Here is a 20,427-nt window from a genome sequence, read left to right as displayed (position 1 = left end):
ATAAACGAAAATTAATAGGTAAATTTAAAGAATTTTAAATTGATTTTTTTTCCAATACCAAGCGATTATAAAACCAATAATAGCACCTCCTATATGTGCAAAGTGAGCAATGTTTCCAACAGAGTATTTAGTTAATCCAAAAAATAAATCACTTAAAATAATTAATGGAATAAAGTATTTAGCAGCTATTGGTACAGGAAAAAAGATCATTGCTAGCTTAGCATCAGGAAAAGAGATAGCAAAAGCAACTAAAACTCCATAAATAGCTCCAGAGGCACCTACTGCGGGTGTATGATATAAAGAATAAAATTCACTCATTGTTTTATTAGACAATGTTATTATGTCATCATTGTATTTACCAAATTCTAAAATTTGTTGAATATCAGAAGAAGAAAGACCAAGACTAATTAATTGCTCATAAATATCATTAAATTGATAATAATTAACAAAAGTATATATTAAGCCTGCTCCAAGTCCTGCTGAAAAATAAAAGAATAAAAACTTGTTTTTTCCCCACATTTGCTCTAGCGGAGTTCCGAAAGCCCATAAAGAATACATGTTGAATATTAAATGCATTGATCCACCATGCATAAACATACTAGAAATATATTGCCAAAAACCAAAGTGTTCATTTGTTGGTAGATGTAGTGCAAAAATATTTGTTAAATCCATTTTTAATAGCAATGGAGTTGCAAACATGATTACATTTATAATAATTAAATGCTTAATAGCATCTGTTAATTTAGGCATCTTAAAAAAGTTTTAAAGTGTTCTGAATCATTTAAATAAAGAACGCATATAAAATTAACTATTCTTTTTAATTTTAAAAATTATTTATTTGTTAAAAATAGCATCAATTTCATGTAAGGTTAATGTTTTAAAAATTGGTTTACCAAAAGGAGAAACTGAAGGTTCTTTACAAGAAAATAAATCGTTTACTAAGTTTTCTTGCTCCTTTGTTGATAATAAAGTTCCTGTTTTTATAGCCAATGATTTAGCAAATGACTTAGCCATAACATCAAAATGACTAAAACTTGCGTCTGGAACTTCTAACTTAATATCGTCAAGTAATTGTTCCAATATAAGTGTAATTTGACTTTCTGTAATAGAGGTTGGTATTCCTCCAATTACAACACTCTCCTTGGTGAATTCATCAAACATAAAACCAGCACTTTCTAAATCTGATTTTATGGTATATATCATTTCAATATCAGAAGTAGAAAAAGAAATACTAACTGGGAATAATAGTTGTTGACTACTAGCTTCTTTAACGGTAATGTTTTCTAAAAACTCTTCATACAATATTCGTTGATGTGCTAAAGATTGATGTATTAAAACAACTCCAGATTTTATTGAACTTAACAAATATTTTTTTTGAATTTGAAATGTTTTACCTGTTTCAGTTTCTTGATAAGATTCAAAAAGTTGTTCTTGAGGTACAGGATCTAGAGGTTCAATATTACTAGTGTATAAGGCCTCCCAATTACCTGGGTCTTTTTTAAAGTTAGCCTGATAACTTTGGGTAGAACTTGAAGAAGTATTACTTGAAGAACCAGAATTAATAGTTGGAGTTGATTCGTACTGAGTCTCTGTTTTAAAAGGATTAAAATTAGGGTCTACAGTTATTGGAGGAACAGAAGGAGTTCCTTTTTTACTGTAATCATAAGGTGTGTCTAAATTAGCATCTCTTTCAAAATCTAATACAGGAGCAACATTATATTGACCTAAACTATGTTTTATAGTAGCTCGTAAAATTGCATATAAAGCTTTTTCATTATCAAACTTTATTTCTGTTTTAGTTGGGTGAATGTTAATATCAATGCTGTTTGGAGGTACATCTAAATATAAAAAATAAGAAGGATGTGATCCATTTTCTAAAAGACCTTCAAAAGCATTTACTACAGCGTGATTCAAGTAAGAACTTTTAATAAACCTATCATTAACAAAAAAGAATTGTTCTCCTCTTTTTTTCTTAGAAAATTCAGGTTTAGCTACAAAACCAGTAATAGTAATGATGTCTGTATGTTCTTGGATAGGAACCAGTTTTTCATTCATCTTTGGACTAAAAATAGCAACAATACGTTTGCGTAGGTTACTTTTTTTAAGATGATATACTTCATTATTATTATGATGTAATAAAAAAGTAATATCAGGATGTGCTAAAGCTACACGTTGAAATTCGTCAACAATATGTCGAGTTTCAATAGTGTCAGATTTCAAAAAATTACGTCGAGCAGGGATGTTATAAAATAAATTTTTAACAGCTAAACTAGTACCTTTTGCTGTTGAAATAGTGTCTTGAGAAGTAATTTTACTTCCTTCAATTTTTATTTGTGTACCTAACTCTTCATCTTCTTGTTTTGTTTTTAACTCAACATGCGCAATTGCAGCAATAGAAGCTAAGGCTTCTCCTCGAAATCCCTTGGTATTTAAGTTAAATAAATCTTGAGCGTCTTTTATTTTAGAGGTAGCATGGCGTTCAAACGATAAACGAGCATCAGTAGTACTCATGCCTTTTCCGTCATCAATTACTTGAATAAGCGTTTTACCAGCGTCTTTTAAAAGCAACTTTATAGAAGTAGCACCAGCATCAATAGCATTTTCTAATAATTCTTTAACAACAGAAGCAGGTCGTTGTACCACTTCGCCTGCAGCAATTTGATTTGCTACATGATCGGGTAATAGTTGTATTATATCAGACATTAATTATCTTTTGATAAAAATATGGATAAGTCAAAATCAATTATAAATAAAAAGAACAACACAAGAACAGCTATAATAATAATTATAGTACTGTTAAGTCCTCCGTTCTTAGAATTTTTAAATTCATCAATAGCTGAATTTAACTTTCCTTTTAAACTTTTTCTCTTTCCTACCGTAGTACGAAATTCATCAAATTTATGTTTAACTTCATACGGATTTCCATCTCCTTTGTAATAACGAGGCGTATAATCGAATTTTTTATTTTCTCTTTTAATAAATCCCATAAAAATTGTTGTTTTTTAGATGAGTTTCTGCAAAAATCACACCATAAAAAGTAAAAAATCAAAGTTACTGAATTAAAGATTGGTGTTCAAACAATGTTGATAAAATAGTATGTGATAAGCAATGGTATTTATCGGTCATGAAAAAGCCAAAAGAAAAATAATTATTTTTCTTTTGGCTTGTAAATACTTTTTGAGCTTGTAAAATTAAAAACCTAATGAACTAGATTTTCTTTCTTGATTTTTAATAGCAGCCATTTTAATAGCCGCAACTGCACATTCAATACCTTTGTTACCTAGTTTTCCTCCAGATCTTTCAATAGATTGCTGTCTGGTATTATCTGTCAAAACACAGAATATTACAGGAACATCGTATTTAATGTTTAAATCTACTATTCCTTGAGTTACACCTTCACAAACAAAATCAAAATGTTTAGTTTCTCCTTGAATTACATTTCCAATAGCTATGATTGCATCAAGTTTTTGAGATTCAATCATTTTTTTACAACCATATACTAATTCAAAACTTCCTGGAACTTCCCATGAAATAATATTTTCTTTTTCTGCTCCACAATCAAGAAAAGTTTCAATTGCTCCTTGATGCATGCTGCCTGTTATTTCTGGATTCCATTCAGAAACAACAATCCCAAACCGAAATGATTTCGCGTTTGGGATTGAAGCTTTATCGTAATGTGATAAATTTGTTGTTGCCATATTTTATTTTTTGCTATTACTAATTAAAAGTAATATTAATTGGTAATGGCAGATTTTTTTTAATTATTGTGCGTATTTAGCACTGTTAATGTATTTTTCAATATCTCTTCCTTGATCAGTATTAGAATACTTTTCTTTAATAAGAGAAAAATGTTTTTCAGCTACACTATACTTTTTTAAACTCATAGCAGTTTGACCTGCTTTGAATAAAAATAAAGGTGCTGTGAATTCATTATCTTTTTTAGTAGCAGCTTTTTCATAGTATTCTAAAGCGTCTTCAGCTTGGTTGATATCTGCAAAAGCATCTCCAATAGCTCCTAAAGCAGTAGGGCCTAATAATTCATCATCAGAAGAAAAATTACTTAAATACTCGATAGCCTCTTCGTATTTTTTCATTTTTAAATATGAAATACCAGCATAATAATTTGCTACATTTCCAGCTTTAGTACCACTAAATGTTTCTGCAATATCAGGAAAACCATATTTTCCATCACCACCAGTTAACGCTAAGTTGTATAAAGAATCTGCAACTTTTCCACTAGAAGTAGCAGCCTTATCAAAAAATGTTCTAGGGTATGCTAATTCATTTGAAGCCTCTTTTTCAGTAGGTTCAGCAATAAATTTATTATATCCTAAGTATATTAAAATTAAAGCAGCAACTGCTACTAAACCATAAAACAAAGGTTTGCTGTTGTTTTCAATCCATTGCTCAGATTTATTAGCGGCTTCATCTAAATTATTAAAGACTTCAGCAGTAGTACTTTGTGTTTCGTCAAAAGTTTCTTCTACTTCCTTTACAATCTTTTCTTTTTTAGGTTTATAACCTCTTTTCTTATATGTAGCCATAATTGCTTAAAAATTAGTGCCGACAAAAATAGTTTTTTTAATTGGATTTTAAAAATCGATTTTTCGTAAATTTTCAATAATTTGCGCTACCTTTTTAGAAACACCTTTTTTACATGTATTTGCAGAAAATTTCATTGGTTAATTTTAAAAATATTGAAGTACAAACATTTAATTTTCAAAAGAAGATAAATTGTTTTGTAGGTAACAATGGTATTGGTAAAACAAATGTGTTAGATGCTATATACTATTTATCTTTTGCTAAAAGTTATTTCAATTCTGTAGCTGGGCAAAATATTAGACATGGTGAAGATTTTTTTATGATTGAAGGAGATTATTTATTAAATGAAAGAGTTGAAAAAATTATTTGCTCATTAAAAAGAGGTCAAAAAAAAGTTTTAAAGAGGAATGGAAAGGCGTACGATAAATTTTCTGAACACATTGGTCAATTACCATTGGTAATAATATCACCAGCAGATAGAGATTTGATTACTGAAGGAAGTGATACAAGAAGAAAGTTTATTGATGGTGTTATCTCTCAACAAGACAAAGAATATTTACACAACTTAATATCTTATAATAAAGTACTTGTACAGCGTAATGCGCTATTAAAATATTTTGCTGCGAATAGAACATTTGACGCATTAAATTTGAAAGTATATGATGAACAGTTAATACAGTATGGATCTGTGATTCATAAAAAAAGAAAATTGTTTTTAGAAGAATTTGTACCTATCTTTAATGCAAAGCACTTAATAATTTCTGGAGCTAATGAAAAAGTAGATTTATTCTATAAAAGTCAGTTGAACGATACTTCTTTTGAAGACTTATTAGCACAAAGTTTGGAAAAAGATAGAATGATACAGTACACAACAGTTGGAATTCATAAAGATGATTTAAGTTTTGTAATAGAAGAGTATCCAATTAAAAAATTTGGATCTCAAGGGCAACAAAAATCATATTTAATAGCATTAAAATTAGCACAGTTTGAATTTATAAAACAACAAGCCAATGTGGTACCAATTTTATTATTAGATGATATTTTTGATAAGTTGGATGAAAATAGAGTTGGTCAAATTGTTGATTTAGTTAATGATGATGAGTTTGGTCAGATTTTTATTACTGATACTCATGCTGATAGAACTGAAAATGTAATTAAAAAAAGTAATAAAGAATACCAAATATTTAAACTTTAATATTAAAAAATTAAGAGATGGCAAAAAGAGAGAATGATAGTTTTTCAGTAAAAGACTTAATGGGAAGTTTTATTAAAGAAAATAATTTAAATAAAGGGTTTCAAAAAATTCATATTGAAGAAGCATGGGCAAAGTTAATGGGAACTGGTGTAGCTTCTTATACAGATGGCGTGAAATTACAGAATGGAACGTTAATTGTACGTTTAAAATCTTCTGTATTAAGAGAAGAATTGAGTTACGGTAAAGACAAAATAATAAGAATGATTAATGAAGAAATGGGAGAAGATTTAGTAAAGAAGTTGATGTTGGTTTAAATGAATAAAATAGTAACATTTTTAATACTAATATTGATTTTTTATGTAGGTGTTATTAATTATACAATTTTTTCTTTAACAGGTTTTTATAGTGATGTTTTCTTTGCAATTTTAGTATCAGTAATCATAATAATTTTAACCATAATAAATTGGAAGAAATCATCATTAGTTAATAGAACTTTAAAGTATTTTTCAATAATAATTTCTTTTGGTGTTATGATATTAACTTTCTTGGTAGAAGGTATGGTTGAAGAAGAGTTTATTGTTCTTGATACTATTGAAATTAATAAAATAAAATATAGAGTTCACTATTTTCCACCACAAGGAGTATGGGAATTTGAAAATGGAAAAATTTATATAACTAAATTGAATGAGATGCTCCCGTTTATAGAGAAACATTATTTTTATGGGATTCCCAAATTTATATTAGAAGATGATTTTCAAAAGAAAAATAAAAAAACACAACATAAAAAGGTAAAGAAATTTATAGAAAATGAATTAATTTAACACTAAATAAAAAAACTCGCTACATATTTGTAGCGAGTTTTTATATTTTTTAATGCTTTTAATTAAAACATTTCTCTACCAGAAAAATGGAAAGCACCTTCAATAGCTGCGTTTTCATCAGAATCTGAACCATGAACAGCGTTTTCACCAATTGAAGTAGCAAACATTTTACGTATTGTTCCTTCAGCAGCTTCAGCTGGGTTTGTAGCACCAATTAATGTTCTAAAGTCTTCTACTGCATTTTCTTTTTCTAAAATTGCAGAAACAATAGGACCACGAGTCATAAATTCAACTAATTCACCAAAAAATGGACGCTCATTATGAACAGCATAAAATGCTTCAGCATCACTTTTTGTCATTTGTGTTTTTTTAAGAGCTACAATTCTAAATCCTGCAGCATTAATTTTTTCTAAAATTGCACCAGTATGTCCGTTTTCAACTGCATCTGGTTTAATCATTGTAAAAGTTCTATTTGTTGCCATCTTAATAATCTTCTTGTTTTTTAATCGGCGCAAAAATACACTTTTTAATGTTATTAACAAGTTAAGGATACGTTTGACCGATTTCTTGAAGGATAGCATTGTTTTTACCTCGCATTTGAAAAACAACTTTATTACTTGTTAAATCAATAGATAACACACCAAAAGATAAAGAACTTACAACTTTTCCGGTTCTGAATTTATTTTCTTCCGATTTAAAAGAAGTGTAAGAATGTGTTAATCCACTAGAAGTAAAATCGATAATTGGATACGGAACTTCCTTTATTGTAGTTTTAGAAAATTCAGAAATATGCCTGTCTCCTGAAAGAAAAATAACATTTTTTGCTTTTGAAGTTTTAATAAGCTTAAAAAGTTTAGTTACTTCATTTGGGAAGTTTCCCCATTTTTCAAAACCATGTTCTTTTGATAATACTTGAATACTACTTACAATTATATTAAAGTTAGCATTTGAGTTTTTTAATTCATTTTCTAACCATTTCCATTGCTGAGTTCCTAAAATAGAACCATCTTCATGAGTGTTAGGTTGGAATCGTTTACTTCCAGTGCCTTTTGTTAGTTTAGTTCTAAAGTATCGAGAATCTAATACTATTATTTTAACACTATTGTTTTTTGTTTTAAAGGTTTTAGTATGATAAATTCCTTCTTGTTGTCTTCTAGGAGAGTTTTCAGGAACATCTAAAAAATCTAAAAATAATTGTTGGCTTTCTTTCTTCTTTTTGTATTCGAATCCTCCGTCATTTTTTCCGTAATCATGATCGTCCCAAGTTCCTAAAATAGGAGTTGTTTTAGTTAATTTATTATAAAAGAAGCGATTTTTTTGTTGAGTGTATAATCTTTTCATTTTACGCATGCTATTAGTATCGGCATAAATATTATCACCGCCCCATATCCATACATTAGGTTGTAAAGAAGTGATGTCTTGCCAAAAAGGATTTGGCAAATTTTGATTATTACAAGAACCAAAAGCAATGGTGAATTTCTCTTGACAGAAAGAGTTAGTAGTAAATAATAAAACTAGAAATGGTAAAATAAATTTATAACGAATCATGTGTTTAATTTTTTCTGAAAGAAACAAAAAGAAAAGGACAAAAAGATTAATAAAACATTAATTTGTATCTTCGCCACTTATGATTTTGAAACAATTTAAGGAATTAAAAGAATTCTTATCACGGCCTCAAGAAGTGGTAATAATAGGGCATAGAAATCCTGATGGAGATGCAGTTGGATCTACATTAGGTTTAAAACATTATTTAGATAAAAAAGGGCATAAAGCACAAGTGTTAATGCCTAATGAATATCCTGATTTTTTACAATGGATTCCTGGCTCTGAAACTGTATATAGATTTGACAGACAGAATAACCAAAGTGTAAAAGCATTAAAAAAATCTACCATTATATTTTTATTAGATTTTAATGCATTGCATAGAGTTGGTCATGACATGCAAAATACTTTAGAAAAGTATGAAAATGATTTCGCATTAATTGATCATCATCAACAGCCTGATGATTTTACGTATATGTATTCTGATACGTCAATGTCTTCAACTTGTCAAATGGTATATAATTTTATTGAGATGATGGAAGATGTGGATATGATAGATAAACACATTGCTACCTGTTTATATACCGGTATAATGACAGATACAGGCTCATTTCGTTTTCGTTCTACAACAAGTAGAACACATAGAATTATTGCTGATTTAATAGATAAAGGAGCGGAAAATGATAAAATTCATAGCAATGTTAATGATTCGAACACGTATAGCAGATTGTTGTTATTAGGACAATCGTTGAGTAATTTGGAAATTTTACCAGAATATAAAACAGCTTTTATAACACTTTCACAAGAAGAAAAAAAGAAGTTTAATTATGAGAAAGGAGATACTGAAGGTGTTGTAAATTATGCTTTATCATTAAAAGGAATTGTATTTGGAGTTATTTTTATAGAAGATGAAGAGCAGGGGATCATAAAAATATCTTTCAGGTCTAAAGGAAAGTTTTCTGTAAATCAATTTGCAAGAAATTATTTTAATGGAGGAGGACATGATAATGCGTCAGGAGGAAAAAGTGAATTAAATATGGAAGATACGATTGCTAAATTTAAATCGTTATTACCTCAATATATTGACGAATTACAAACATCTTATGAAGTATAAAAGTGTATTTTTTTTAGTAGTAATTATACTGTTTTCTTGTAACGAACCCAAAGCAAGAAGACCTAAGAAGCATGGCACACAAAACTTTTATAAAGAAGTATTAAAAGAGAATAAAAAAATAAACGACCTACAAAAAAAGCGTATAGAGTTATGGATATCTAAAGATACAATTCATGATTTTATTGAAAGTACCAAAGGGTATTGGTACTATTATGTAAAAAAAGATACGCTTCAAAGTAATACTCCTAAATTTGAGCAATTTGTTGATATAGAGTATAATGTAAAGAGTATGGTTGGTGATATTATATACGAAAAACAACAAAGAACATACAAAATAGATAAAGAAGATTTTATTCCTGCTTTACAAGATGGAATAAAGTTGATGAAAATAGGAGAAACCATTACATTTGTGATCCCTTCATACAGAGCTTATGGTATTACTGGTGATGGAAATAAAATAGGTGTAAATCAGCCTATACAAAGTACAGTAACATTAATTGACATTAAAAACAAATAAATAAAAATGAAATTAACTAAAATTTTAGCAGCTTCAATTATAGGCTTATCAATAGCTTCTTGTAGTAATGGCAGCGGTCAAACAAAAACTAAAAGTTCATTAACATCTGAGGTAGATTCAGTAAGTTACGCTATTGGTTTAGATATGGCAACAAAGATAAGGGCTAACTTTAAAGACATGGATAATGATTTATTTATTCAAGGTTTTAAAAACGGAATGGATTCTACTAATATGTTAATGGAAAATAAAGATGTAAACGTTGTTTTACGTAACTATTTCCAAAAACAACAGCAAGAGAGAATGAAAAAAATGCAGGAGGAGCAAACTAAGAAAGCTGAAAAAGAATTTGGAGAGTATAAAAAAGAAAACGAAAAGTTTATAGCTGATAATAAAACTAAAAGTGGAGTAGTTACTACTGCTAGTGGATTACAATACGTAGTTTTAAAAGAAGGTACTGGAGATACTCCTAAGGCTAACTCTAGAGTTAAAGTACATTATCACGGAACTTTAATTGACGGTACTGTTTTTGATAGTTCTGTAGAAAGAAAAGAGCCATCTGAATTTGGAGTAGGGCAAGTAATTAAAGGTTGGACTGAAGGTTTACAGTTAATGAAACCAGGAGCTAAATACAAATTCTTTATACCACAAGAATTGGCTTACGGACCTCAACAAAGAGGTAAATTATTAAAACCATTTTCTGCATTAATTTTTGAAGTAGAATTATTAGAAATTAAGTAATTTATCACAACATATTTAAAAACAATTAGGCTAGTGAATTCACTAGCCTAATTGTTTTTTAGTACTTTAGCTAAACTAAAAATAGAGAAATGAAATTAGTAAAATATTTATTAATTATTACAGTTGTATTAACTGCTTGTAAAACAATAAAATATCCAGATTTAGAAAACGGTTTGTATGCTGATATACAGACGAATAGAGGTGATATATTAATTAAACTTCATGATAAAGAAGTTCCAATGACAGTTGCTAATTTTGTGTCTTTAGCAGAAGGTGACAATCCTAAAGTAACCGATTCATTAAAAGGAAAGCTTTATTTTGATGGAACAAAATTTCATAGAGTTATTAAAGATTTTATGATACAAGGAGGAGATATTACAGGAACTGGTGGTGGTAATGCTGGATATAAATTTGGAGATGAGTTTCCAATGGATGCCGAAGGAAAATTAATTTATAAACATGAGAAAGCAGGTGTTTTATCTATGGCTAACTCAGGTAAAAACACAAATTCAAGTCAGTTTTTTATTACGCACAAAGCTACACCTTGGTTAGATGGAATGCATTCTATATTTGGAATGGTGCAAAAAGGACAGTCTATTGTTGATACTATTCAGAAAAATGATTATATAAATCATATTGAAATTATTAGAGTAGGTAAAGAGGCAAAGAAATTTGATGCCCCAATAGTATTCAAAAATGAATTAGCAAATGCAGCTCAAAAAGAAGAGGAACGCAAAAGAATATTAGAAGAATTAAAAAAGAAGTATCTAGAAAAAATGGGAATAGATAAAGCTATTTCTACTGAGTCTGGATTGAAAATATTATCATTACAAAAAGGTAAAGGTAAGAAAGTGAATCCTGCTATTCCAACTACAGTTCATTACACACTTTATTTAATAGATGGGAAAAAAATAGATTCGAGTATAGATAAAGGCAGGCCATTTACTTTTATAATAGATGAAATGGATTTAATTGCCGGGTGGAAAGAAGGTGTTAAAACGATGAGGGAAGGTGATAAGTCTAGGTTTTTTATTCCTTATTATCTAGGATATGGTGAAGATGGATTAGGGCCAATAATTGGGAAATCTGATTTGATTTTTGAAGTTGAAGTTTTAAAAGTAGGTAAATAGTTTGGTAGAGAGTATTTTACAAAAAGATAGAGAGCTGTTAATCTTTTTAAATAATTTAGGAAGTGAGCAATATGATGGTTTTTGGTTAACAATAACTAATCAATTTACTTGGGCTCCTTTATTTGCTTTTATTTTATTTTTAATATTTAAATATCTAGGATTCAAAAAAGGAATTTTTACTTTTTTATTCCTAGTTTTATTAGTTGCTTTTTCTGATCAGTTTACAAATTTAGTTAAAAACTATTCAGAGAGATTAAGGCCTTGTAATACTGAAAGCTTACAGCAGTTATTAAGAACATTTTCATATAAGCCGGGAGGGTATAGTTTTTGGTCTGGGCATGCATCACTGTCTTCAGCATTTACTGTATTTATAGTGTTCCTGCTTAGAAACAGAACTAAATTAATATACTTGTTATTTATATTTCCAGTAATTTTTGGGTATAGTAGAATATATTTAGGGGTTCATTATCCAGTAGATGTAACGTCAGGTTACTTAACAGGTGCACTTATTGGAACTGTTTTTTATCTGTTATACAAGCTATTGTTTAAGGCTGTTTTTAAGGAGAAATATAGTTAGTAAATAGTAGAATTAGAATAAATAGAGCATTTTCATTTGAAAATGCTCTATTTATTTATAAGATATTTAAAATATTAGTATCTTGCATTTATTATGCATGCATAATAAAAATAATAAAAAATTATATCATGACTAAGTACAAACATATTTTTGAGCCATTAGATTTAGGATTTACAACTTTGAAAAATAGAGTTTTAATGGGGTCGATGCATACAGGTTTAGAAGAAGAGAAGAATGGAATTGAAAAGATAGCGACTTACTATGCTGAAAGGGCTAAAGGAGGAGTTGGATTGATAGTTACGGGTGGAATAGCACCAAACATTCAAGGATGGACAGCACCTTTTTCAGCAAGAATGAGTACAAAAAAACATGCTAAAGAACATAAAGTAATAACTGAAGCTGTACATAAAGAAGGAGGGAAAATTTGTATGCAAATTTTACATTCTGGTCGTTATGGGTACCATCCATTTACAGTAGCTCCTTCGAAAATAAAAGCACCAATTAATCCTTTTAAACCATTTGCTTTAAAGCAATCTGGAATACGAAGAACAGTGAAAGATTTTGTTAATTGTGCTAAATTATCTCAAGAAGCTGGTTACGATGGAGTAGAAATTATGGGTTCCGAAGGGTATTTAATTAATCAATTTATAGTAAAAAGAACAAATAAGAGAGAGGATACCTATGGAGGTGTTTATGAAAATCGTATTCGTTTGGCCGTTGAATTGGTAAGTAAAATAAGAGAAGAAGTAGGAGAGAATTTTATTATCATTTATCGCTTGTCAATGTTAGATTTAGTAGAAAATGGTAGTTCATGGGAAGAAGTAGTTCAATTAGGAAAAGAAATTGAGAAGGCAGGAGCTACAATCATAAATACAGGAATTGGATGGCATGAATCTAGAATTCCTACAATAGCAACTTCAGTGCCTAGAGCAGCTTTTACATGGGTTACTCAAAAAATGAAAGAAGAGCTTTCTATTCCTTTAATAACATCTAATCGTATTAATATGCCAGATGTAGCTGAAAAGGTTTTGGCAGAAGGGCATGCAGATATGATTTCTATGGCTCGTCCATTTTTAGCTGATCCAGAATGGGTGAATAAGGCTAAAGAAGAAAAAGATGATGAAATTAATACCTGTATAGCTTGTAATCAGGCTTGTTTAGATCATGTTTTTGAAAAGAAAATAGCAAGTTGTTTAGTAAATCCTAGAGCGTGTCATGAAACAGAATTAAATTATACTGCTACAAATAATAAAAAACGTATAGCGGTTGTTGGTGCTGGACCTGCAGGTTTAGCAGCGTCTACTGTTGCAGCTCAAAGAGGTCATGAAGTAACACTTTTTGATGCCGATAAAGAAGTAGGAGGTCAGTTTAATATCGCTAAACAAATTCCAGGAAAAGAAGAGTTTTACGAAACAATTAGATATTTTAAAAAACAGCTTGAAATACATAATGTAAACATTCAATTAAATACAAGGGTTTCAGCTGAAGATTTAGCAAAAGGTAATTTTGATGAAGTAATTTTAGCAACAGGTATTACTCCAAGAACACCAAGAATAGAAGGTGTCGATCATGAAAAAGTATTAAATTATATCGATGTTTTAAAATTGAAAAAAACAGTAGGTAAAAGAGTTGCTGTTATAGGAGCTGGAGGTATTGGTTTTGATGTTTCTGAATATTTAACTCACGAAGGTGAAAGCACAAGTCAAAATATAGATGCTTGGTTAAAAGAGTGGGGAGTTGATAAAACAATGGGAGCACGAAGTGGTATTGAAGGTGTTAAGCCTGAGTTTCATCCTTCACCAAGGGAAATATTTATGTTTAAACGAAGTAAAGGTAAATTCGGAAAAAATCTAGGGAAAACTACTGGCTGGATTCATAGAGCTAATTTAAAAAAGAAGAATGTACAGTTTATAAATGAAGTTCAGTATACGAAAATAGATGATCAAGGATTACATTATACTCAAAATGAAGAAGAAAAGATATTAGAGGTCGATCATGTAATTATTTGTGCTGGTCAAGTTCCTTTTAAAGAGTTGTTCGAGCCTTTAGAAGCAAAAGGAGTAAATGTTCATTTAATTGGAGGAGCTGACGTCGCTGCTGAGTTAGATGCCAAACGAGCTATAAATCAAGGTAGCAGATTAGCTGCTAAATTATAAAAAAGAAATCCTGCAATTTGCAGGATTTCTTTTTTATAAAACCTGAATTTATTGATAAATCTAAATATTTACCGATATTTGTGATATTATTACAAAATACAATAGAATGGCAATGAATAAAAACACAGTTCTTGGTTGGGCTACATTGATAATGATTTTAATGGGGATTTTACTTGTAACTTTAGCAGTATTTAAATACGATGAAATAGCAGGGTATGGATTTGGCGCAGTTGGTCTTGGTTTTTTTGCAAATGCATGGGTGTTTAATGCACTAAAAGGTAGAGTATAATAATATCCACTAATTTTTTAAAGAATAATTATAATGAGTGACGATAAGAAAGTAATCTTTTCGATGAATAAGGTTTCTAAAACCTATCAAAGTACAGGAAAACAAGTTTTAAAAGATATATATTTAAGTTTCTTTTATGGAGCTAAAATTGGAATTCTTGGTTTAAACGGATCAGGAAAATCTACATTATTAAAAATCATTGCTGGTGTTGAAAAAAACTATCAAGGTGATGTAACTTTTTCACCAGGATATAAAGTTGGTTACCTAGAGCAAGAGCCTCAACTGGATGAAACTAAAACAGTAATGGAAGTTGTAAAAGAAGGGGTAGCTGAAACGGTTGCAATTCTTGATGAGTACAACAAAATTAATGACATGTTTGGTTTAGAAGAAGTATATTCTGATGCTGATAAAATGGATAAGTTAATGGCTCGTCAGGCTGAACTTCAAGATCAGATAGATGCTTCGAATGCATGGGAATTAGATACCAAGCTAGAAATAGCAATGGATGCTTTACGAACACCAGATTCAGATAAATTAATAGGTGTTTTATCAGGAGGAGAGCGTCGTAGAGTTGCTTTATGTAGATTATTACTTCAAGAACCAGAAATTTTATTATTAGATGAGCCAACAAACCACTTGGATGCAGAGTCTGTTCACTGGTTAGAGCATCATTTAGCACAATATAAAGGAACAGTTATTGCGGTTACTCACGATAGATACTTTTTAGATAATGTAGCTGGTTGGATTTTAGAATTAGATAGAGGTGAAGGAATTCCTTGGAAAGGAAACTATTCATCTTGGTTAGATCAAAAATCAACAAGATTAGCTCAGGAAAGTAAAACAGCTTCAAAACGTCAAAAAACTTTAGAACGAGAGTTAGATTGGGTACGTCAAGGAGCAAAAGGTCGACAAACAAAGCAAAAAGCACGTTTGAAGAGTTATGAGAAATTAATGAGTCAAGACCAAAAGCAAACTGAAGAAAAACTTGAAATTTATATTCCTAACGGACCACGATTAGGTACTAATGTAATTGAAGCTTCAGGTGTTTCTAAAGCTTTTGGAGATAAATTATTGTATGAAAACTTAGAGTTTAATTTACCTCAAGCTGGAATTGTCGGTATTATTGGTCCAAATGGAGCTGGTAAAACTACTATTTTCAAAATGATAATGGGTGAAGAAACTCCTGATGCTGGAACCTTTAATGTTGGTGAAACTGCTAAAATAGCCTACGTAGATCAAGCGCATTCTAATATAGACCCTGAAAAATCAATTTGGGAAAACTTTTCTGAAGGACAAGATTTGGTAATGATGGGAGGTAAGCAGGTGAACTCTAGAGCTTATTTAAGTAGGTTTAATTTCGGAGGGAGCGAGCAGAATAAAAAAGTAAACACATTGTCTGGTGGTGAACGTAATCGTTTACATTTAGCAATGACTTTAAAAGAAGAAGGAAACGTACTACTTTTAGATGAGCCTACCAATGATTTAGATGTTAATACGTTAAGAGCTTTAGAAGAAGGTTTAGAGAATTTTGCAGGTTGTGCTGTAGTAATTTCCCATGATAGATGGTTTTTAGACAGAGTTTGTACTCATATTTTAGCTTTTGAGGGAGATAGTCAAATTTATTTCTATGAAGGATCTTTTTCTGAGTATGAAGAAAATAAAAAGAAACGCTTAGGTGGTGATATAATGCCTAAACGAATTAAGTATAAAAAATTAATTAGATAAATAAAATGTAAAGACTGTCCTTTTAAAGACAGTCTTTTTTTTCTTAAATACTATTTGAAAATGCTTCTAATTCTTTAGAATAAGAATGTGAAGATCTTGAAGGAATCGTATTTAGGTATTCAATAATTTCAGAAGGGTTAATAGCTTCAATATTTTCCTCTTTATGTAATTCAGGAAGTGTATTCATAAAGTAATTTTGAATATGAGCTATGAAAGTAATAAGGTCTTTACAGTACACTGAAGGGTTGTTAAAACCATTTTTCTTACTATATCTATGAACTAATCGTCCTCCTTTACAAATTTCGTTTAAAGGACATTCCATACATTGGTTGCACAATTTACTTCCATGGCTTCCAAAATATAAACTTCCTAAAGGAGAGTTTTTTATATCTGAAAACTCATTGTTGTTTATGCTTAACCCAGTTTTAGTAAAACCATTACCACATGCTTTTAATGAGTCGATAGCTTCTATTTCACCATTAGTTTCTATGACTAATACTTTTGATTCATTTTCAGTATTTTCAGTAATTCTTAGTAAGCTATTAATAAAACCGATAAACATTGGTATTTTATATCTTTCAGGATCGTTAATCCAGATATCAAATAACTCAATTAGCCAATTTGACATTGTATTTTTGTCCTTGTTAAAAGGGAAATTATCGTGAGTATAGTCAGGAATTAAGAAATTCACTAAGCTTACATTCATTTTTTTAAAACTATCGTAAGTTTCTTTTGGATTCTCCTTTGTATTAATTACACAAGCTATATCAGCGTGTCCCATTTTGTTTTTAAGAAGAGATACTCCCTTAAAAACGTCTTCATAACTCCCTTTACCTTTATGATCTACTCTAAACATATCATGTGCTTTTGGGGTTCCATCAACACTAACACTAGGATAAATATTAAGTTCTTTAAACAAGTTCAACCAGCTGTCATTAATAAGTACACCATTGGTTTGCATTTCATAGTAAAAAGTAACCTTATCAAGGTTTTTTTGTAACTGATTGGCTTTCGATATAAAGAGTCTATAAAATTCTTCAGAAGCTAGTAAAGGTTCACCACCATGGAAAAGGAAAGTGAATTTTTCTTTATTAAATTTTAGGATATATGATTTTACTTTCTTTAAAATATTGTCTACAGTAGTGTCTGACATAAATTTTGGTTGATTTTTATAGGTTGTATCACCAAGATTATACATAAAACAGTAGGAACAATTTAAGTTACATCTACTAGCAACTTTTAAAACTAAAGCATCGAAAATCATAATATTAGATAGGTTAAGTTTATAAAAAAGGAATTATATCTAACATTCAGATATAATTCCCTATACTTTAAATTACATGCTGAATCGTACTTCTTTCTTTTCTTCAACTGCAATTCTAGTAACACATTTACTTAATGTTTCAGACCAAACCATTCCATCTGGACAACGTCTACCTCCACCACCTGTTGGTATGTAAATAATATCATCAGTAACTGGACCGATAGCACCACCTTTAAACTTGTCTAAACTTTTAATTTCTAAATTTGAAAATTTGTCTAACCCTTTAGGTAAAAAAAACTTTTTTTTCATTGTATTAGTATTTGTTTATTATCGTGCTTACTCTATTAATGATTTTCAGCTTCCTCAATTTTATTAAATGCGCATTTAATAATTATTCTTTCTAACTAGTATGAGGAGCTTTATAGTATTACCCATTTTTTTTATTTAATTTTAAATTAATAGATAATAAGCAAGAATAAAAGGAGTGTGTTTTTTATTCTAAGAGAAGATTAAGCTAGTATTGTATTGGCCTAAGTTTTATGTAGTAAAAAAACCGAAACAATATTGTTTCGGTTTTTGAGCGAGAGACCAGGTTCGAACTGGCGACATTCAGCTTGGAAGGCTGACGCTCTACCAACTGAGCTACTCTCGCATTTGGTAAAGATTTTTGTACAATTTCTTGTACTATTTTAATTAGAGCGAGAGACCAGGTTCGAACTGGCGACATTCAGCTTGGAAGGCTGACGCTCTACCAACTGAGCTACTCTCGCATTTGGTAAAGATTTTTGTACAATTCCTTGTACTATTTTAATTAGAGCGAGAGACCAGGTTCGAACTGGCGACATTCAGCTTGGAAGGCTGACGCTCTACCAACTGAGCTACTCTCGCATTTGGTAAAGATTTTTGTACAATTCCTTGTACTATTTTAATTAGAGCGGGAGACCAGGTTCGAACTGGCGACATTCAGCTTGGAAGGCTGACGCTCTACCAACTGAGCTACTCCCGCAGTAAAGCGGTTGCAAATATAATATAGTTTCTAGAATTTACAAGAGTTTTTTTTGGGTTTTTAATAGAATTTATTACCAGTATAGGTAACTTTCAGTAAATGAATGTTATGGCTTTAGATATAAAGTAAGTTGTGCTAGTTTAGATAAGCATTCTGAAGTAAAACTATAAATAATATTCTCCCCCCCCCCTTTGGATAGGTAGTTTACGAAAATTCCTGTAAATATTTATTTGATTTTCATTATGTAATTTGATTAACTAAAGTTGTTTTATAACTTTCTCCAATAGGGATTTCAATCTTTCCAATTTCAATATCATGTTTGGTATAGGCAGTTACTTTATCTTTATTAATAATAAATGAACGATGAACTCTAAGAAAACGAGAATCTAAAACATTTTGAAATGCAGATATACTGTATTTGACAAGATGTGATTTATTTTCTTTTTTAATTTTAATATAGTTTTTTATACTTTCAATAAATAGTATTTCGTCAAAAAGAATTTTTACTTGTTTTCTATCTTCTGTTACAAAAATATAGCTGTTATTTTGTATCTTATTATCATTGATTTGTATCTCTGTTTTACTATTTTGTGATGCTGAAAACTTTTCAATTGCTTTAAAAAATCTGCTAAATGTTATAGGTTTTACTAAATAATCAATGGCATTTAATTCGAAACCGTCAACAGCGTATTCGCGATAAGCAGTTGTGAAAATTACTTTAGGTTTTTGTACAAGGTTTTTATAAAAATCTGTACCCAATAAAACAGGCATTTCAACATCTAAAAAAAGTAAATCGATATGTTGAATGTTTAATATATTGATAGCTTCTATGGCACTTTTGCAAGAAGCCACAACTTTAAATGTTTCAATCTTGGCGAGATGGTTTTCAATGAGCTGTCTTGCTAATTTTTCATCGTCAATTATTAAACACGTATACATTTTTTTGTTTTTTGAGTTTTAAATTTACTGAAAAACTTTCTAAAGTTTCTTCAATCTTTAAATCATAAGAGTCAAGATATAACAAGTTAAGTTGTAACTCTACATTAGTTAAACCAATTGATTTTTTTTTAGTTGATTTTTCGATGTTTAATAAAGGTTTAGTATTAAAAATATTAAAAAAAATATGATCATCATCAGTCGATAAATTAATTTTAACGGTTGCCATTTTTAATTCCTGACTAACACCATGTTTAAATGCATTTTCAATAAAGGTTAGTAATAATAAAGGTGCAATTTTATAATTTTCAGTTATCGAATTTTTAAATGATACTAAAACTCTATCTTCATAACGTACTTGTTCTAAGGCCAGATAATTTTCAATAAGTTCTATTTCTTTATAAATTGGTACAAATTTAGTATCACTTCCGTATAACATATAATCTAATATACTAGAAAGTTTTTCAATGACTTCTGGTGCTTTATCTGATTTTTCAACAGACATAGCGTACAAGTTATTTAAAGTGTTAAATAAAAAATGAGGGTTTAACTGATGCTTTAATGCTTTTAATTCCAATTCTTTTTTCTGTTCTCTAATTTTTGAAAGTTTGTATTGGTTTTCATAAAATGTTAGACCAACTAAAAAGAATAAAGGTTGTAAATAAAACAGGGGCAAATGAATGAAAATTGTTTTTACATCAAATATGCGTTCCCAAAACGTAATGTTTCCGTTGTTGTCTAAAAATACCTTATAACAATCGGGATATGCTTTTTCAAGAAAAGACATTCGGATCGAAACATTTAAAAAGTTTATAACGAAAAATACTAGAATAATTAAAAGTAAGAGTTTTAAAATACTTCTATTCTTTTTATAA

Annotated in this window: 22 protein-coding genes and 4 tRNA genes; 11 read left to right on the top strand and 15 right to left on the bottom strand. The window is 29.7% G+C overall.

The window, feature by feature from the left end; all coding sequences use genetic code 11:
- Positions 1–24: 24 nt before the first annotated feature.
- The 5 genes from BLV71_RS01165 to BLV71_RS01145 all read right to left on the bottom strand — a co-directional run bounded on the left by BLV71_RS01165 (position 25) and on the right by BLV71_RS01145 (position 4,544).
- Positions 25–750: a rhomboid family intramembrane serine protease gene (locus BLV71_RS01165; RefSeq protein ID WP_093868770.1), complete on the bottom strand. Its 726-nt coding sequence runs from the start codon at positions 748–750 to the stop codon at positions 25–27.
- Between the two features lie 84 nt (positions 751–834).
- The gene (mutL, locus tag BLV71_RS01160; protein ID WP_093868769.1) at positions 835–2,703 is read right to left on the bottom strand and encodes a DNA mismatch repair endonuclease MutL; all 1,869 of its coding nucleotides are present in this window, start codon (positions 2,701–2,703) and stop codon (positions 835–837) included.
- The gene (locus BLV71_RS01155) at positions 2,703–2,987 is read right to left on the bottom strand and encodes a riboflavin synthase subunit beta (protein WP_093868768.1); all 285 of its coding nucleotides are present in this window, start codon (positions 2,985–2,987) and stop codon (positions 2,703–2,705) included. The genes mutL and BLV71_RS01155 overlap by 1 nt, the downstream gene beginning before the upstream one ends.
- Before the next feature lie 204 nt (positions 2,988–3,191).
- Positions 3,192–3,698 carry a 6,7-dimethyl-8-ribityllumazine synthase gene (gene ribH / locus BLV71_RS01150; protein ID WP_093868767.1) on the bottom strand — a complete coding sequence of 169 codons (507 nt, stop codon included), beginning with the start codon at positions 3,696–3,698 and terminating at the stop codon, positions 3,192–3,194.
- A 63-nt stretch (positions 3,699–3,761) separates the two neighbouring features.
- The gene (locus BLV71_RS01145) at positions 3,762–4,544 is read right to left on the bottom strand and encodes a tetratricopeptide repeat protein (RefSeq protein WP_093868766.1); all 783 of its coding nucleotides are present in this window, start codon (positions 4,542–4,544) and stop codon (positions 3,762–3,764) included.
- 113 nt (positions 4,545–4,657) lie between these two features.
- Here BLV71_RS01145 and BLV71_RS01140 point away from each other — a divergent pair, with 113 nt between their 5' ends.
- From BLV71_RS01140 to BLV71_RS01130, 3 genes are read left to right on the top strand one after another with little or no spacing between them, the layout of a single operon-like run.
- A complete protein-coding gene (locus BLV71_RS01140) occupies positions 4,658–5,737 on the top strand; it encodes a DNA replication/repair protein RecF (RefSeq protein WP_093868765.1) in 1,080 nt (359 codons plus the stop codon).
- 17 nt (positions 5,738–5,754) lie between these two features.
- Positions 5,755–6,051: a DciA family protein gene (locus BLV71_RS01135; RefSeq protein WP_093868764.1), complete on the top strand. Its 297-nt coding sequence runs from the start codon at positions 5,755–5,757 to the stop codon at positions 6,049–6,051.
- Positions 6,052–6,558, top strand: a complete 507-nt coding sequence (locus tag BLV71_RS01130; protein WP_093868763.1) for a hypothetical protein — start codon at positions 6,052–6,054, stop codon at positions 6,556–6,558.
- 62 nt (positions 6,559–6,620) lie between these two features.
- Here the strand turns inward: BLV71_RS01130 and BLV71_RS01125 are convergent, their stop codons facing one another.
- Positions 6,621–7,040, bottom strand: coding sequence for a nucleoside-diphosphate kinase (locus BLV71_RS01125; RefSeq protein ID WP_093868762.1), 420 nt, complete (start codon positions 7,038–7,040; stop codon positions 6,621–6,623).
- Between the two features lie 61 nt (positions 7,041–7,101).
- Positions 7,102–8,106 carry an alkaline phosphatase D family protein gene (locus BLV71_RS01120; protein WP_093868761.1) on the bottom strand — a complete coding sequence of 335 codons (1,005 nt, stop codon included), beginning with the start codon at positions 8,104–8,106 and terminating at the stop codon, positions 7,102–7,104.
- A 79-nt stretch (positions 8,107–8,185) separates the two neighbouring features.
- Here BLV71_RS01120 and BLV71_RS01115 point away from each other — a divergent pair, with 79 nt between their 5' ends.
- The 8 genes from BLV71_RS01115 (at position 8,186) to ettA (ending at position 16,346) form a co-directional block, all read left to right on the top strand.
- Positions 8,186–9,214 carry a DHH family phosphoesterase gene (locus BLV71_RS01115; RefSeq protein ID WP_093868760.1) on the top strand — a complete coding sequence of 343 codons (1,029 nt, stop codon included), beginning with the start codon at positions 8,186–8,188 and terminating at the stop codon, positions 9,212–9,214.
- Positions 9,204–9,731 (top strand): gliding motility-associated peptidyl-prolyl isomerase GldI, encoded by a 528-nt coding sequence (gldI, locus tag BLV71_RS01110; RefSeq protein ID WP_093868759.1) that lies wholly within the window; start codon positions 9,204–9,206, stop codon positions 9,729–9,731. The genes BLV71_RS01115 and gldI overlap by 11 nt, the downstream gene beginning before the upstream one ends.
- Before the next feature lie 6 nt (positions 9,732–9,737).
- The gene (locus BLV71_RS01105; RefSeq protein ID WP_093868758.1) at positions 9,738–10,469 is read left to right on the top strand and encodes an FKBP-type peptidyl-prolyl cis-trans isomerase; all 732 of its coding nucleotides are present in this window, start codon (positions 9,738–9,740) and stop codon (positions 10,467–10,469) included.
- Positions 10,470–10,558: 89 nt separating this feature from the next.
- Positions 10,559–11,599, top strand: a complete 1,041-nt coding sequence (locus tag BLV71_RS01100; protein WP_093868757.1) for a peptidylprolyl isomerase — start codon at positions 10,559–10,561, stop codon at positions 11,597–11,599.
- Position 11,600: 1 nt separating this feature from the next.
- Positions 11,601–12,176, top strand: a complete 576-nt coding sequence (locus tag BLV71_RS01095; RefSeq protein ID WP_093868756.1) for a phosphatase PAP2 family protein — start codon at positions 11,601–11,603, stop codon at positions 12,174–12,176.
- A gap of 128 nt (positions 12,177–12,304) precedes the next feature.
- Positions 12,305–14,332 carry an NADPH-dependent 2,4-dienoyl-CoA reductase gene (locus BLV71_RS01090; protein WP_093868755.1) on the top strand — a complete coding sequence of 676 codons (2,028 nt, stop codon included), beginning with the start codon at positions 12,305–12,307 and terminating at the stop codon, positions 14,330–14,332.
- A gap of 112 nt (positions 14,333–14,444) precedes the next feature.
- A complete protein-coding gene (locus tag BLV71_RS01085; protein WP_093869210.1) occupies positions 14,445–14,621 on the top strand; it encodes a CAL67264 family membrane protein in 177 nt (58 codons plus the stop codon).
- A 33-nt stretch (positions 14,622–14,654) separates the two neighbouring features.
- Positions 14,655–16,346, top strand: coding sequence for an energy-dependent translational throttle protein EttA (gene ettA / locus BLV71_RS01080; RefSeq protein WP_093868754.1), 1,692 nt, complete (start codon positions 14,655–14,657; stop codon positions 16,344–16,346).
- A gap of 43 nt (positions 16,347–16,389) precedes the next feature.
- Here ettA and BLV71_RS01075 read toward each other — a convergent pair whose 3' ends face one another.
- The 8 genes from BLV71_RS01075 to BLV71_RS01040 all read right to left on the bottom strand — a co-directional run bounded on the left by BLV71_RS01075 (position 16,390) and on the right by BLV71_RS01040 (position 20,339).
- A complete protein-coding gene (locus tag BLV71_RS01075; RefSeq protein ID WP_093868753.1) occupies positions 16,390–17,610 on the bottom strand; it encodes a radical SAM protein in 1,221 nt (406 codons plus the stop codon).
- 72 nt (positions 17,611–17,682) lie between these two features.
- Entirely contained in the window at positions 17,683–17,919 is a 237-nt protein-coding gene (locus BLV71_RS01070) for a hypothetical protein (RefSeq protein ID WP_093868752.1), read from the bottom strand.
- 270 nt (positions 17,920–18,189) lie between these two features.
- Positions 18,190–18,262: transfer RNA gene (locus tag BLV71_RS01065), tRNA-Gly, on the bottom strand.
- Between the two features lie 45 nt (positions 18,263–18,307).
- Positions 18,308–18,380: transfer RNA gene (locus BLV71_RS01060), tRNA-Gly, on the bottom strand.
- A gap of 45 nt (positions 18,381–18,425) precedes the next feature.
- Positions 18,426–18,498 (bottom strand) — tRNA-Gly (locus tag BLV71_RS01055).
- 45 nt (positions 18,499–18,543) lie between these two features.
- Positions 18,544–18,616 (bottom strand) — tRNA-Gly (locus tag BLV71_RS01050).
- A gap of 240 nt (positions 18,617–18,856) precedes the next feature.
- Complete coding sequence (locus tag BLV71_RS01045; protein ID WP_093868751.1) at positions 18,857–19,555, bottom strand: LytR/AlgR family response regulator transcription factor; 699 nt, start codon at positions 19,553–19,555, stop codon at positions 18,857–18,859.
- Positions 19,533–20,339, bottom strand: a complete 807-nt coding sequence (locus BLV71_RS01040) for a sensor histidine kinase (protein WP_176974324.1) — start codon at positions 20,337–20,339, stop codon at positions 19,533–19,535. The genes BLV71_RS01045 and BLV71_RS01040 overlap by 23 nt, the downstream gene beginning before the upstream one ends.
- Positions 20,340–20,427: the final 88 nt, after the last annotated feature.

It is taken from the genome of Tenacibaculum sp. MAR_2010_89, from assembly GCF_900105985.1.
Lineage (GTDB): Bacteria > Bacteroidota > Bacteroidia > Flavobacteriales > Flavobacteriaceae > Polaribacter > Polaribacter halocynthiae.
This window is presented reverse-complemented; position numbering and strand designations above follow the sequence as displayed.

Coding starts and splice junctions, on each gene's coding strand:
- BLV71_RS01130 (WP_093868763.1), top strand. CDS start 6,052: ATGAATAAAATAGTAACATTTTTAATACTAATATTGATTTTTTATGTA.
- BLV71_RS01090 (WP_093868755.1), top strand. CDS start 12,305: ATGACTAAGTACAAACATATTTTTGAGCCATTAGATTTAGGATTTACA.
- BLV71_RS01135 (WP_093868764.1), top strand. CDS start 5,755: ATGGCAAAAAGAGAGAATGATAGTTTTTCAGTAAAAGACTTAATGGGA.
- mutL (WP_093868769.1), bottom strand. CDS start 2,703: ATGTCTGATATAATACAACTATTACCCGATCATGTAGCAAATCAAATT.
- BLV71_RS01120 (WP_093868761.1), bottom strand. CDS start 8,106: ATGATTCGTTATAAATTTATTTTACCATTTCTAGTTTTATTATTTACT.
- BLV71_RS01045 (WP_093868751.1), bottom strand. CDS start 19,555: ATGTATACGTGTTTAATAATTGACGATGAAAAATTAGCAAGACAGCTC.
- BLV71_RS01155 (WP_093868768.1), bottom strand. CDS start 2,987: ATGGGATTTATTAAAAGAGAAAATAAAAAATTCGATTATACGCCTCGT.
- BLV71_RS01040 (WP_176974324.1), bottom strand. CDS start 20,339: ATGTCTTTTCTTGAAAAAGCATATCCCGATTGTTATAAGGTATTTTTA.
- BLV71_RS01165 (WP_093868770.1), bottom strand. CDS start 750: ATGCCTAAATTAACAGATGCTATTAAGCATTTAATTATTATAAATGTA.
- ettA (WP_093868754.1), top strand. CDS start 14,655: ATGAGTGACGATAAGAAAGTAATCTTTTCGATGAATAAGGTTTCTAAA.
- BLV71_RS01140 (WP_093868765.1), top strand. CDS start 4,658: ATGTATTTGCAGAAAATTTCATTGGTTAATTTTAAAAATATTGAAGTA.
- BLV71_RS01105 (WP_093868758.1), top strand. CDS start 9,738: ATGAAATTAACTAAAATTTTAGCAGCTTCAATTATAGGCTTATCAATA.
- BLV71_RS01100 (WP_093868757.1), top strand. CDS start 10,559: ATGAAATTAGTAAAATATTTATTAATTATTACAGTTGTATTAACTGCT.
- BLV71_RS01070 (WP_093868752.1), bottom strand. CDS start 17,919: ATGAAAAAAAAGTTTTTTTTACCTAAAGGGTTAGACAAATTTTCAAAT.
- BLV71_RS01125 (WP_093868762.1), bottom strand. CDS start 7,040: ATGGCAACAAATAGAACTTTTACAATGATTAAACCAGATGCAGTTGAA.
- BLV71_RS01115 (WP_093868760.1), top strand. CDS start 8,186: ATGATTTTGAAACAATTTAAGGAATTAAAAGAATTCTTATCACGGCCT.
- ribH (WP_093868767.1), bottom strand. CDS start 3,698: ATGGCAACAACAAATTTATCACATTACGATAAAGCTTCAATCCCAAAC.
- gldI (WP_093868759.1), top strand. CDS start 9,204: ATGAAGTATAAAAGTGTATTTTTTTTAGTAGTAATTATACTGTTTTCT.
- BLV71_RS01075 (WP_093868753.1), bottom strand. CDS start 17,610: ATGATTTTCGATGCTTTAGTTTTAAAAGTTGCTAGTAGATGTAACTTA.
- BLV71_RS01085 (WP_093869210.1), top strand. CDS start 14,445: ATGAATAAAAACACAGTTCTTGGTTGGGCTACATTGATAATGATTTTA.
- BLV71_RS01145 (WP_093868766.1), bottom strand. CDS start 4,544: ATGGCTACATATAAGAAAAGAGGTTATAAACCTAAAAAAGAAAAGATT.